The following is a 12,826-nucleotide window of genomic DNA, read 5'->3' as shown; positions in this document are numbered from 1 at the left end:
TATTTTGAGTTTGATTGTTTAATGAGCAAATGAAAAGTCTTGCTGATGTTTTAAGGTGAGTCATAAAGTAAATATATGTGATCTGTGTCACATATAATTCAAAATTCGCAGGCATCCGCATTGTATGTCTAAAGGGCTACGAGTAGAGTTTGCCCGGAATTAGGAAAAATCTTAATTTAATGTCAGAAATTTAAGCTCGGATAAGAACGTACCCACAAGGAAGTCTCCACTGCATTTTCGTGTCGGTGGATTCAGTGCGTGTTATCAGTCAAATGAATTTGTCTTTTTTGGTTGTTTTAATTTTAACCGGGATTTCTCGGCGACTCACGGGGTGCGGTAATACCGCATGTATAAAAGTAAGTTTTTCAGGATGAACAAAATGCATACATCCGAGTTGTTGAAACATATATACGATATTAATTTATCGTATTTGTTGCTTGCGCAGCGTCTTATTAGTAGCGACAAAGCCTCAGCAATGTTTCGTTTGGGAGTGACCGAGGATATGGCCAATTCCCTGAGTGAATTAACATTGCCGCAAATGGTGAAATTGGCGGAAACTAACCAGCTGATTTGCCAATTCCGCTTTAACGATAACCAAACCATTACCCGCCTGACACAAGACTCTCGTGTGGATGATTTACAGCAAATTCATACTGGCATTTTGTTATCCACCCGCTTATTAAATGAGGTCTCCGCAATAGACGAGGCACCTCGCAAAAAAAGGGCGTAACAAAATGAGCGAAAAAAGTATTGTTCAGGAAGCCCGTGATATACAACTGGCGATGGAGTTAATCACGCTCGGCGCAAGATTGCAGATGCTGGAGAGCGAAACGCAATTAAGCCGTGGCCGACTGATCAAACTATATAAAGAGCTCCGTGGTAGCCCACCACCGAAAGGAATGCTGCCTTTTTCTACCGACTGGTTTATGACGTGGGAGCAGAATATTCATGCTTCTATGTTTTGCAACGCCTGGCAGTTCTTGCTGCGCACCGGATTATGTACTGGTGTCGATGCAGTCATTAAGGCATACCGCTTGTATCTGGAGCAATGCCCGGCACAAGAAAGCGGGCCGCTGTTGGCGCTGACTCGCGCCTGGACACTGGTGCGTTTTGTTGAAAGTAACATGCTTGAATTGAACTGTTGCAACTGCTGTGGCGGTAACTTTATTACTCACGCACATCAGCCCGCAGGTAGCTTTGCTTGCAGTTTATGCCAGCCGCCGTCGAGAGCGGTAAAAAGACGTAAACTTTCTACGAATACTGCCGATATTATTCCACAACTGCTGGATGAACAGGTCAAACAGGCCGTTTAACAGTTCGGTGTGGTAAACACTCCAGCAGCGATAAGCCATTATCGCTGCTTTTTTTTGCCCCGCATCCGACTGTTTGCCCCTCTGATTTGTGATTCCTCGTCACATTTAACAGCAGAAGGATGTACTCGTGCTGATTGTAATAGGTTATCTGGTCGTAATTGCGACAGTATTCGGCGGCTATATGATGACCGGCGGTCATCTTGGCGCACTCTATCAGCCAGCTGAATTTGTCATCATTGGCGGAGCGGGGATCGGGGCCTTTATCGTCGGTAATAACGGTAAGGCAATAAAGGCGACGGTAAAAGCGTTGCCATTACTGTTTCGCCGCTCGAAATACACCAAAAGCATGTATATGGATCTCATGGCGCTGCTTTATCGCCTGATGGCGAAATCGCGCCAACAGGGGATGTTTTCGCTCGAACGTGATATCGAAAATCCAAAAGAAAGTGAAATCTTCGCCAGTTACCCGCGTATTCTTGCCGACACTCTGATGCTGGAATTCATTATTGATTACCTGCGCCTGATTATTAGCGGGAATATGAACTCATTTGAAATTGAAGCGCTGATGGATGAGGAAATTGAAACCCATGAAAGTGAGGCTGAAATACCGGCAAATAGCCTTGCCATCATGGGGGATTCACTCCCGGCTTTCGGTATTGTTGCCGCAGTTATGGGCGTGGTTCACGCGCTGGCATCAGCCGACAGACCCGCAGCAGAACTCGGTTCTTTAATTGCCCACGCAATGGTCGGCACCTTCCTCGGTATTTTGTTGGCCTACGGATTTATTTCACCGCTGGCGACCGTTTTACGCCAAAAAAGCGCTGAAACGACCAAAATGATGCAGTGCGTAAAAGTCACATTGCTCTCAAGCCTGAATGGTTATGCGCCGCCGATTGCTGTCGAATTTGGTCGTAAAACCCTTTACTCCAGCGAGCGCCCATCCTTTGTTGAGCTGGAAGAACATGTTCGTGCAGTTCGCTCTCCGAACGCGCAATCGCGTGCCACGGAAGAAGAAGTATGAAGCACAACGCGCGCCCGATTATTGTCGTAAAACGCCGTAAGCATAAAGGCCACGGCGGCGGCGCGCACGGTTCGTGGAAAATTGCCTACGCTGACTTCATGACCGCAATGATGGCTTTTTTTCTGGTGATGTGGCTGATTTCCATATCCAGCCCTAAAGAACTGGCGCAAATTGCCGACTATTTCCGTACGCCACTATCTGCTGCCATTACCGGTGGGCAACGCATCGCCGACAGCCAAAGTCCAATTCCTGGCGGTGGCGATGATGTGACACAGCAACAAGGCGAAGTGAAAAGACAGCCGAATATCGAAGATCTCAGAAAACGGATGGAAGCCAACCGCCTCAAGCGGCTGGGCGACAAACTGGATCAATTGATTGAGGCTGACCCTAAGCTGCGTGCGCTGCGCCCACATCTGCAAATTGATCTGGTTCAGGAGGGACTGCGGATACAAATAATCGACAGTCAGAACCGCCCGATGTTTAAAAACGGCAGTGCAGAAGTTGAGCCTTACATGCGCGATATTCTGCGCAGCATTGCGCCGTTACTGAATGATTTTCCAAATAAAATTAGTTTATCCGGCCACACTGATGACTTGCCTTATGCCATGGGCGAGCACGGTTATAGCAACTGGGAACTTTCCGCTGACCGGGCCAACGCCTCGCGGCGTGAATTAATGGCAGGCGGTTTAATCGACGGCAAAGTCCTGCGCGTCGTAGGTATGTCATCAACCATGCGCCTGACTAATCGCGGACCAGGTGATGCTATTAACCGGCGCATTAGTTTGCTGGTGCTCAACAAACAAGCTGAGGATGCCATCGTGCATGAAAACGCAGAAAGCGATAACCAGCCAATAAGCATTCTCCAACAACCTGCTGCCGCGGAACCGGCGCAGAACACATTACCGCCACAACCAGGTACGAGGTGATAGCGTGAGTATGGATATCAGCGATTTTTACCAGACATTTTTTGACGAGGCCGACGAGCTACTGGCCGATATGGAACAGCACCTGCTGAATCTGCTTCCTGAAGCGCCAGATTCAGAACTGCTGAATGCCATATTCCGCGCGGCACATTCGATTAAAGGGGGCGCCGGGACTTTCGGTTTCACCGTTTTGCAGGAAACCACGCATTTAATGGAAAACCTGCTCGACGATGCCCGGCGCGGTGAGATGCACCTCAACACCGATATCATCAACCTGTTTTTGGAAACCAAAGATATTATGCAGGAACAGTTGGACGCTTATAAAAACTCACAGGTCCCAGATGCTGAGAGTTTCGATTATATCTGCAAAGCGCTGCGCCAACTGGCTCTGGAAGCCAAAGGCGAAATGTCTGCGCCGCCTGCAAAATTGACCGTCGTAGAAAAAGAGTCAGTCGAAGCGCTGCCAACAAACGATGGCAATTTGCGCATTGCGATTACCGGGCTTAAATCCACTGAACTGGATTTACTGCTCGAAGAGCTGGGTAATCTCGGTACCTTAAGTGAAGTGGAAAAGGGTGAAAACTCTGTCACTGCAACTATTGAGACGACAGTCAGCGCTGATGATATTAGTGCGGTGCTCTGCTTTGTCATCGAGCCTGAACAAATCGAATTTCTTCCGTTAACGGCAAGTGCGCCAGCCGTGGCTGTTGAGCCAGAAGAAGTGCCGATGGCACTTGCAGTTAACGCTTTGCAGCCGATGGTTGCCGCACCTGTAGCTTCTGTCGCGCCACGTACGGAAAGAGAAAGCAAACCTGCGCGTGTCAGCGAATCAAGCAGTATTCGCGTAGCGGTTGAGAAGGTTGATCAGTTGATCAACCTGGTTGGCGAACTGGTGATTACCCAGTCGATGCTGGCACAGCGATCCAATGAATTAGATCCGGTTGAACACGGCGAACTGATTACCAGTATGGGTCAGTTACAACGTAACGCCCGTGACTTGCAAGAGTCGGTAATGTCTATCCGTATGATGCCAATGGAGTATGTATTCAGTCGCTTCCCGCGTCTGGTGCGAGATTTGGCCAGCAAACTGGATAAACAGGTTGAACTGACTCTGCAAGGTAGCTCCACCGAACTGGATAAAAGTCTGATTGAACGCATTATCGACCCACTGACTCACCTGGTGCGTAATAGCCTCGATCACGGTATCGAAACTCCAGAAAAACGCCTGACCGCGGGGAAATCAGCAGTTGGTAACTTAATTCTTTCTGCCGAACACCAGGGTGGGAACATCTGCATTGAAGTTTCTGATGATGGTGCGGGCCTGAACCGTGAGCGCATTCTTGCTAAAGCGTTATCGCAGGGGATGCCAGTGCATGAAAACATGTCGGACGACGAAGTAGGCATGCTGATTTTTGCTCCTGGATTCTCTACCGCCGAGCAGGTTACGGACGTTTCCGGGCGCGGTGTAGGCATGGACGTGGTGAAGCGTAACATCCAGGAAATGGGTGGCCATGTTGAAATTAAATCGCAGGCCAATGTCGGCACCACCATCCGTATTATGCTGCCGCTAACCCTCGCTATTCTTGATGGGATGTCGGTAAAAGTATGCGACGAAGTGTTTATCCTGCCGCTCAACGCAGTGATGGAGTCGCTACAGCCGAAAGAAGATGATCTGCATCCTCTTGCCGGTGGTGAGCGCGTACTTGAAGTACGTGGCGAATACCTGCCGCTGGTTGAATTGTGGAAAGTATTTGATGTTGCCGGTGCGAAAACTGAAGCGACGCAAGGCATTGTGGTGATTTTGCAAAGCGCTGGTCGGCGCTACGCGCTACTGGTGGATCAGCTGATTGGTCAACATCAGGTGGTCGTGAAAAACCTCGAAAGCAACTATCGCAAAGTGCCGGGTATTTCCGCAGCAACCATCCTCGGTGATGGCAGTGTGGCGCTAATTGTTGATGTCTCTGCGCTGCAAGGTTTGAACCGTGAACAACGTATGGCCGGCACCGCCGCCTGATTCTCCGGGTTTTGAGTAAGGATAAGAAAATGAGTGGATTAAGCAATGTGACAAAACTGACCGGGGAAACGGTAGGGCAAGAGTTCCTGGTCTTTACTCTTGGTGATGAAGAGTACGGTATCGATATTTTAAAAGTGCAGGAAATTCGCGGTTACGATCAAGTAACGCGTATTGCCAATACTCCGGCATTTATCAAGGGAGTCACTAACCTGCGTGGTGTGATTGTGCCGATCCTCGACCTGCGTATTAAGTTTGACCAGGATGGCGTGGAATATAACGAAAACACCGTGGTCATTGTGCTGAATTTTGGTCAGCGCGTGGTGGGTATTGTGGTCGATGGTGTATCTGACGTGTTATCTCTGACCGCTGAGCAAATTCGCCCGGCACCTGAGTTTGCAGTGACGCTTTCAACTGAGTATCTGACTGGTCTCGGTGCATTAGGCGACCGCATGCTGATTCTGGTGAATATTGAGAAGCTGCTTAACAGCGAAGAGATGGCTTTGGTCGATAGCGCGGCGCGCGTGGCTTAATAGCTACTTCTTTATAGGGCGGATTGGCGTAAACGCCATCCGCCACTACTCGATTTACAGATACAGCAAATACAGGAAAATTACGCTTCTACGCGCTCACCTGCTTCCGTTTGTTCTTCCAGCTCACCTTCATTTTTCGACAGCATTGCTGTTGCAACACCATTACCCAATACGTTGATGGCAGAACGGCCCATATCCAGGAAGTGGTCGACACCCATCAGCAGTAAAATACCTGCTACCGGAATATTGAAGCTTGGGATGGTGGCTGCCAGTACAACCAACGCAGAACGCGGTACACCTGCAATCCCTTTTGACGCCAGCATTAATGTCAGCATCAGCACCACAATCTCAGAGAAAGTGAGGTGGATGTTGTAAGCCTGCGCGATAAACATAGAAGCAAAAGAGCAATACACCATTGAACCGACCAGGTTGAACGAATAACCAATCGGTAGAACAAATGATGCAATGTTACGAGAACAACCAAAGCGTGTTAGCTGGTCCAGGGTTTTCGGATAAGCCGCTTCAGAGCTGCTGGTGGTAAACGCGACCAGAACCGGGTCTTTCAGCATGGCAATCAGGCGGAAAACATCACGCTTGAGAACCATATAGCCAACGCCCACAAGCACCATGCAAGTCAGGATAATTGCGAGGTAGTAACCACCAATGAAGGATGCGTAGTTAAGCAAAATCCCCAGGCCTTCCGTCGCAATTACAGAAGAAATTGCCGCGAAGATAGCCAGTGGTGCCACATACATCACATAGCCTGTGACTTTCAGCATGATGTGAGAAACCACATCCAGAGCCGCGACTAACGGGGTGTTAAATTTCTCGCCCAGCGACGCACCAGCAATACCGAAGAACAGAGAGAACACGACGATTTGCAGGATTTCGTTGTTCGACATTGCGCCTGCAATGCTGGTGGGAATGGTGTGCGAGATAAACGCTTTCAGGTTCATGCCGCTTACAGCAAGACCGGTTTGCACATCTCCCGCAGGCACTTGAAGGTTCATGCCAGCACCCGGCTGCTGGAGGGTGACAATGAACAAACCAACCAAAATAGAAAGCACAGAAGATGAAACAAACCACACCATTGCTTTACCACCCACGCGGCCAATGGTGGACGTCTCGCCCATCTTCATAATGCCCACGGTCAGGGTGCTGAAGACCAATGGAGCAATAACCATTTTGATCAGGCGTAAAAAGATGTCGGTAAACAGCGTGATGTTTTCGGCATAGCTTTTGATGTTTTCTGCGGCTGCGTACTCATGGATTGCAGCACCGGAGAGGATCCCGGCAAACATGAACAGAAGAATGAATAGCGTAAGTTTGTTTGAACTAGACAATTACGTAATAACCCCGTCGATTAGTAACAATTAATTAACTTATTGAGCCATATGTAATTTTTATGATTGGCCAATATATATTCGGCCCATAAATTGAAGCAAAGCGCGGCAGGATTCAACTATTTTTTACTTTTTGTCGCAATTGTTAATGTGGCGTCTTTTATGTAACGATCTGATAGCAATCGCGAAAGTAATATTAATTATTCCGCCATCTTCTGTGACATCTCAACCAAAGCTCTTGTAGGTCGTGTAAGCGCAGCGCCCCCGACAAATCCACCCCAAAGTTTCACGTAAAGTTTCAATACCACATGCCGATAACACCCATAAGAAATCATTAAAAGGGTGTTATATGTTGAACCGTATTCGCGTTGTCACCATGCTAATGATGGTGCTGGTGGTGTTCGCGCTGCTCCAGCTCATCTCTGGCGGAATGTTTTTTAACTCACTCAAACATAATAACGACAGCTTTAAAGTTTCCAGGGAGTTACGCGTTCAGCAGTCAGAACTGGCCAATACCTGGGAATTGATGCTGCAAACACGCATCAACCTGAGCCGTTCTGCGGCGCGGATGATGATGGATGCCAGCAATGGGCAAAGTGCAGCAAAAACGGACCTGCTGAATAACGCCAAAAAATCTCTCGTTGAAGCGCAAAAACATTACGCAGCTTTCAAACAAATCCCCGCGATTACGCCAGAACTTGAAGCGCTGGTGCAGGGCATTGATGACGATTACCGCAACTACAACCAGGCGCTGAGCGAGCTGGTTGGGTATCTGGAAACCGGCAACATGGACGCCTATTTTGCGCAGTCCACCCAAAGCCTGCAAAACGCCCTCGAAAAAGAATACGGCGACTACATTGCGCTCAACGATCGCATGTACGAGCAATCCTGGATTGCCAGCACTCACGACTATAACTTTGCCAAGTGGCAGATTGCGGGGCTTGCACTCGCGCTGTTCGCGGTGATTGTGCTGGTGTGGTTCGGTATGCGCCGCATCCTGCTGCAACCGCTGGCAGTGGTGATTGGGCATATTCGTGAAATTGCCAACGGCAACCTGACTGAAAATATCGTCTCAAATGGCCGCAATGAGATTAGCGAACTGACTTCCAGTGTGCGCCATATGCAGCAAGAACTGATCATAACCGTCGGCAGCGTGCGTGATGGTTCTGATGCCATCTACAGCGGTGCGACGGAAATTGCCGCCGGAAATAACGACCTCTCTTCCCGTACCGAACAGCAGGCGGCATCGCTTGAAGAAACTGCCGCTAGCATGGAACAGCTCACAGCGACCGTGAAACAAAACGCGGAAAACGCCCGTCAGGCATCTCAATTAGCGTTAAGCGCCTCCGAAACCGCTCAGCGCGGCGGCAAAGTTGTGGATGGTGTAGTGAAGACCATGCACGACATCGCCGGTTCATCGAAGAAAATTGCTGATATTACCGGCGTGATTGACGGCATCGCTTTCCAGACCAACATTCTGGCGCTGAACGCCGCAGTAGAAGCGGCGCGTGCCGGTGAACAGGGGCGTGGTTTTGCCGTCGTTGCGGGCGAAGTGCGCAACCTTGCACAGCGTAGCGCCCAGGCGGCGAAAGAGATTAAAGGGCTGATCGAAGATTCTGTTTCCCGCGTGGATACCGGCTCTGTGCTGGTTGAAAGCGCCGGAGAAACCATGAGTGACATCGTGAATGCCGTTACGCGTGTCACCGACATCATGGGCGAAATTGCCTCCGCCTCTGATGAGCAAAGCCGTGGTATCGACCAGGTTGCGCTGGCGGTTTCAGAAATGGACCGCGTCACTCAGCAGAACGCCTCTTTGGTTGAGGAATCAGCCTCTGCGGCTGCCGCACTTGAAGAGCAAGCCAGCATGCTAAGTCAACTGGTTGCGGCCTTCCGTTTAACGACTGAAACGACTGTTACGCCGTCCGTTAGCGCCACAGTATCGTCAGCTCCGGTTATCAAAACGAGTAAGCCGACAACAAGCGGGCACGACGATAACTGGGAAACTTTCTAAGAAACATTAATGGCCGGCAGACGTGCCGGCTGAGGGGCTGTGATGTTCAACCGTATCCGAATTTCGACCACTCTGTTGTTAATCTTGATCGTCTGCGGCGTGCTGCAGATTGGCAGTAATGGATTGTCTTTTTGGGCATTCAGGGATGATTTTCAGAATCTTAAAATGGTTGAAGTCGGAAACCAGCAACGTGACACCTTAACGCAAAGCCGCGCGGCTTTGTTACAGGCCAGCACTGCCTTGAGCCGTGCCGGAACGTTAACGGCGTTGAGCTACCCGCCGGAAGATATCAAACGCCTGATGGCGAACGCACGCGGCAGCCTGAAACAGGCCGATATGCTGTTTAACCAGTTCCTCGAAATCCCGCCTTTAAATAAAGAAGGTGAGGATATGGTGGTATCGACAAAGCAGAGTTACGCCGCTTATCGCGATGATTTACAGCATCAGGCGACCTGGCTTGAAAGCAATCAGCTTTCTGACTTCCTGAGTGCGCCGATTCAGAAATCACAGGATATTTTTGACGCTTACTTTAACGCCTGGCAGCAGAGCATCAATGACACCGTGGCAGCGTCGAGTGCTGACAGCAAAATGAACTACCAGATCTCGGCGATTATTTTCGCCAGCGTGACGGTGATCGCCATCGTGATGCTGATTGGTTCAATTATCTGGTCGCGCAGAATGCTGGTGCAACCGCTGGATATTGTGCGTAGCCACTTTGAACACATTGCCGCAGGCGATTTAGCACGCCCTATAAGCGTGTATGGGCGTAACGAAATCTCCGAGATTTTCCGTAGCCTGAAAAACATGCAGCAAGCGCTGAAAGAGACCGTGCAACAAGTGCGTCAGGGCAGTGGAGCGATGCACACCGGGATCGCTGAAATTGCCGCGGGCAACAACGATCTCTCTTCCCGAACCGAACAACAGGCCGCATCACTTGCTGAAACTGCCGCCAGCATGGAGCAACTGACCGCAACGGTGGGCCAGAACGCCGATAACGCACGTCAGGCTGCACAGCTTTCCCGTACTGCGGCAGACACCGCACAACAGGGCGGCAAACAGGCTGCAAACGTTGCGCGCACCATGCACGACATTGCGGGCAGTTCGAAGAAAATTGGCGACATCACCAGCGTGATTGATGGTATCGCCTTCCAGACCAACATTCTGGCGCTGAACGCCGCCGTTGAAGCTGCGCGTGCCGGTGAGCAAGGGCGTGGGTTTGCCGTGGTGGCCGGTGAAGTACGCAACCTGGCACAACGCAGTGCGCAGGCTGCCAAAGAGATCAAAGTGCTTATTGAAGAATCGGTCGACCGCGTGCAGCACGGTTCACAACTGGTTGATACGGCAGCCACGACGATGGCGGAAATCGTGCGTTCGGTTACGCAGGTTAACGACATCATGGGCGAAATTGCTTCGGCATCCGACGAACAGCGCCGTGGTATCGAGCAGGTAGCACTCGCGGTAAGCCAGATGGATCAAGTGACACAGCAAAACGCCGCGCTGGTAGAAGAAGCGGCAGCAGCAACCGATGCTCTGGCAAACCAGGCCGAACACCTTAGCGGTGTGGTATCGGTGTTTAATCTGGAAACTGTCGGCAATGAAGACGTCACCAGAGATTTAGTCACCAACGGGGTGCTCGCCACCTCCTGAAAGTAATTGAGAAGACGCTATGACATCACCACTGTCCACTGGACAATCGTCATTAATGTTACAGATGACACAGCGTCTACCGCTGTCCGACACGCACTTTCGCCGGATATGCCAGTTGATTTACCAGCGTGCAGGAATTGTGCTGGCCGATCACAAGCGAGACATGGTTTACAACCGCCTGGTGCGACGTTTACGTACCCTGGGACTGGAGGATTTTGGGCACTATCTGAGCATGCTGGAGGCCAACGGCAGTAATGCCGAGTGGCAGGCGTTCATTAACTCCCTGACCACTAACCTGACGGCTTTTTTTCGCGAAGGTCACCACTTTCCGATTCTCGCAGAACATGCGCGTAAACGTAGTGGGGAGTACAAAGTCTGGAGTGCGGCAGCCTCAACCGGTGAAGAGCCGTATTCCATCGCTATAACGCTTGCAGATGTGCTGGGTATGGCACCTGGGCGCTGGAAAGTCTTCGCCAGTGATATCGACACCCAGGTGCTGGAGAAAGCCCAGAGTGCCATTTATCGCCAGGATGAACTGAAAACACTGGCTCCGCTCCAGATGCAGCGCTACTTCATGCGTGGCACCGGGCCACATGATGGGCTGGTACGGGTGCGTAGCGATCTGGCCAGCCACATGGAGTTTGCGCCAATCAATCTTTTGGACAAGCAAGCACCAATTCCTGGACCGTTTGACGCCATTTTTTGTCGCAATGTGATGATTTATTTTGATAAAGCGACACAGCAGCAAATTTTGCAGCGTTTTGTACCGCTGCTAAAACCGGGCGGATTGCTGTTTGCCGGGCATTCGGAAAATTTCAGTAACCTCAGCCGCGAGTTTTTACTGCGTGGGCAGACCGTGTACGGACTGAGTAAGGAAAGATCATGACAAAAATAACCGTGCTGTGCGTCGATGACTCCGCCCTGATGCGCCAGATCATGACAGAAATTGTCAATAGCCACGATGACATGGAAATGGTGGCAACCGCACCAGACCCGCTTGTAGCTCGCGATTTGATTAAGAAATTCAACCCTGACGTGCTGACGCTGGATGTAGAAATGCCGCGCATGGACGGTCTGGATTTCCTTGAGAAATTAATGCGCCTGCGCCCGATGCCGGTGGTGATGGTTTCATCGCTCACCGGGAAAGGTTCGGAAGTGACATTACGAGCGCTGGAGTTGGGCGCGATTGATTTTGTCACCAAGCCGCAGTTAGGCATTCGTGAAGGGATGCTGGCCTATAGCGAAACTATTGCTGAGAAAGTGCGTACTGCTGCGAAGGCAAAACTGGCGGCGCGAGCGCCCGTTGCAGCGCCTGCTGCGTTGAAAGCGGGGCCATTACTCAGTTCAGAAAAATTGATAGCTATTGGTGCATCAACCGGTGGTACCGAGGCGATTCGCCATGTCCTGCAACCGCTGCCGCTATCAAGCCCGGCGGTACTAATTACGCAGCATATGCCGCCAGGTTTTACTCGCTCGTTTGCTGACCGGCTTAACAAGTTATGCCAGATAGCGGTGAAAGAGGCAGAGGATGGCGAGCGTGTGTTACCGGGGCACGCCTACATCGCACCGGGCGATAAACATATGGAGCTTGCTCGTAGCGGGGCGAACTACCAAATCAAAATTCATGATGGCCCACCCGTGAACCGGCATCGTCCGGCCGTGGATGTGCTGTTCCACTCTGTCGCGAAATTCGCCGGGCGTAACGCCGTGGGCGTCATTTTGACGGGAATGGGGAATGACGGCGCCGCAGGGATGTTGGCAATGCATAAAGCCGGGGCATGGACTATCGCCCAAAACGAAGCAAGTTGTGTGGTGTTCGGCATGCCGCGTGAGGCCATCAACAGTGGTGGTGTCAGCGAAGTGGTCGATTTAAGCGTAATCAGTCAACAGATGTTGGCAAAAATTAGTGCCGGACAGGCAATACGTATCTGAGATAAGGCTATTTTATTTGCCATTTTGAACCCGGGCAGTGCTCCTTTTTTTGGAAAAGAATTGGCTCACGTACTTCATGTACGCTCCGGTTC

Annotated in this window: 11 protein-coding genes; 10 read left to right on the top strand and 1 reads right to left on the bottom strand. The window is 50.6% G+C overall.

The window, feature by feature from the left end:
- Nucleotides 1–379 precede the first annotated feature (379 nt).
- The 6 genes from flhD to cheW all read left to right on the top strand — a co-directional run bounded on the left by flhD (nt 380) and on the right by cheW (nt 5,801).
- On the top strand, nt 380–730 hold the full coding sequence (gene flhD, locus GC128_RS13230; protein ID WP_034455083.1) for a flagellar transcriptional regulator FlhD: 351 nt from the start codon (nt 380–382) through the stop codon (nt 728–730).
- Nucleotides 731–734: 4 nt separating this feature from the next.
- Nucleotides 735–1,313, top strand: coding sequence for a flagellar transcriptional regulator FlhC (flhC, locus tag GC128_RS13225; RefSeq protein WP_151994694.1), 579 nt, complete (start codon nt 735–737; stop codon nt 1,311–1,313).
- 127 nt (nt 1,314–1,440) lie between these two features.
- Complete coding sequence (gene motA, locus GC128_RS13220) at nt 1,441–2,334, top strand: flagellar motor stator protein MotA (protein ID WP_151994693.1); 894 nt, start codon at nt 1,441–1,443, stop codon at nt 2,332–2,334.
- Entirely contained in the window at nt 2,331–3,260 is a 930-nt protein-coding gene (gene motB, locus GC128_RS13215) for a flagellar motor protein MotB (RefSeq protein ID WP_034455086.1), read from the top strand. The genes motA and motB overlap by 4 nt, the downstream gene beginning before the upstream one ends.
- 10 nt (nt 3,261–3,270) lie before the next feature.
- On the top strand, nt 3,271–5,271 hold the full coding sequence (cheA, locus tag GC128_RS13210) for a chemotaxis protein CheA (RefSeq protein ID WP_151994736.1): 2,001 nt from the start codon (nt 3,271–3,273) through the stop codon (nt 5,269–5,271).
- A gap of 29 nt (nt 5,272–5,300) precedes the next feature.
- Nucleotides 5,301–5,801, top strand: a complete 501-nt coding sequence (gene cheW / locus GC128_RS13205) for a chemotaxis protein CheW (protein ID WP_151994692.1) — start codon at nt 5,301–5,303, stop codon at nt 5,799–5,801.
- Between the two features lie 80 nt (nt 5,802–5,881).
- Here the strand turns inward: cheW and GC128_RS13200 are convergent, their stop codons facing one another.
- Nucleotides 5,882–7,144 carry a dicarboxylate/amino acid:cation symporter gene (locus GC128_RS13200; protein WP_151994691.1) on the bottom strand — a complete coding sequence of 421 codons (1,263 nt, stop codon included), beginning with the start codon at nt 7,142–7,144 and terminating at the stop codon, nt 5,882–5,884.
- 349 nt (nt 7,145–7,493) lie between these two features.
- Here GC128_RS13200 and tar point away from each other — a divergent pair, with 349 nt between their 5' ends.
- The 4 genes from tar to GC128_RS13180 are packed head-to-tail and all read left to right on the top strand — an operon-like array spanning nt 7,494 to nt 12,734.
- Nucleotides 7,494–9,155 carry a methyl-accepting chemotaxis protein II gene (gene tar / locus GC128_RS13195; protein ID WP_151994690.1) on the top strand — a complete coding sequence of 554 codons (1,662 nt, stop codon included), beginning with the start codon at nt 7,494–7,496 and terminating at the stop codon, nt 9,153–9,155.
- A gap of 42 nt (nt 9,156–9,197) precedes the next feature.
- A complete protein-coding gene (locus GC128_RS13190; RefSeq protein ID WP_151994689.1) occupies nt 9,198–10,802 on the top strand; it encodes a methyl-accepting chemotaxis protein in 1,605 nt (534 codons plus the stop codon).
- 19 nt (nt 10,803–10,821) lie between these two features.
- On the top strand, nt 10,822–11,688 hold the full coding sequence (gene cheR / locus GC128_RS13185) for a protein-glutamate O-methyltransferase CheR (RefSeq protein ID WP_134186766.1): 867 nt from the start codon (nt 10,822–10,824) through the stop codon (nt 11,686–11,688).
- Nucleotides 11,685–12,734, top strand: coding sequence for a protein-glutamate methylesterase/protein-glutamine glutaminase (locus GC128_RS13180; protein ID WP_151994688.1), 1,050 nt, complete (start codon nt 11,685–11,687; stop codon nt 12,732–12,734). Before cheR ends, GC128_RS13180 begins: the two co-directional genes overlap by 4 nt.
- The last annotated feature ends 92 nt before the right edge of the window (nt 12,735–12,826 follow it).

The sequence above is a fragment of the Buttiauxella massiliensis genome (assembly GCF_902500225.1).
In the GTDB taxonomy this organism is placed as follows: Bacteria; Pseudomonadota; Gammaproteobacteria; order Enterobacterales; family Enterobacteriaceae; genus Buttiauxella; species Buttiauxella massiliensis.
Note: the sequence above shows the minus strand (reverse complement) of the source record. Positions and strands in the feature narration are given on the sequence as shown.

Excerpts from the sequence above, each read along its gene's own strand:
- cheW (WP_151994692.1), top strand. The coding sequence starts at position 5,301 with ATGAGTGGATTAAGCAATGTGACAAAACTGACCGGGGAAACGGTAGGG.
- flhD (WP_034455083.1), top strand. The coding sequence starts at position 380 with ATGCATACATCCGAGTTGTTGAAACATATATACGATATTAATTTATCG.
- flhC (WP_151994694.1), top strand. The coding sequence starts at position 735 with ATGAGCGAAAAAAGTATTGTTCAGGAAGCCCGTGATATACAACTGGCG.
- cheR (WP_134186766.1), top strand. The coding sequence starts at position 10,822 with ATGACATCACCACTGTCCACTGGACAATCGTCATTAATGTTACAGATG.
- tar (WP_151994690.1), top strand. The coding sequence starts at position 7,494 with ATGTTGAACCGTATTCGCGTTGTCACCATGCTAATGATGGTGCTGGTG.
- motB (WP_034455086.1), top strand. The coding sequence starts at position 2,331 with ATGAAGCACAACGCGCGCCCGATTATTGTCGTAAAACGCCGTAAGCAT.
- cheA (WP_151994736.1), top strand. The coding sequence starts at position 3,271 with ATGGATATCAGCGATTTTTACCAGACATTTTTTGACGAGGCCGACGAG.
- GC128_RS13190 (WP_151994689.1), top strand. The coding sequence starts at position 9,198 with ATGTTCAACCGTATCCGAATTTCGACCACTCTGTTGTTAATCTTGATC.
- GC128_RS13180 (WP_151994688.1), top strand. The coding sequence starts at position 11,685 with ATGACAAAAATAACCGTGCTGTGCGTCGATGACTCCGCCCTGATGCGC.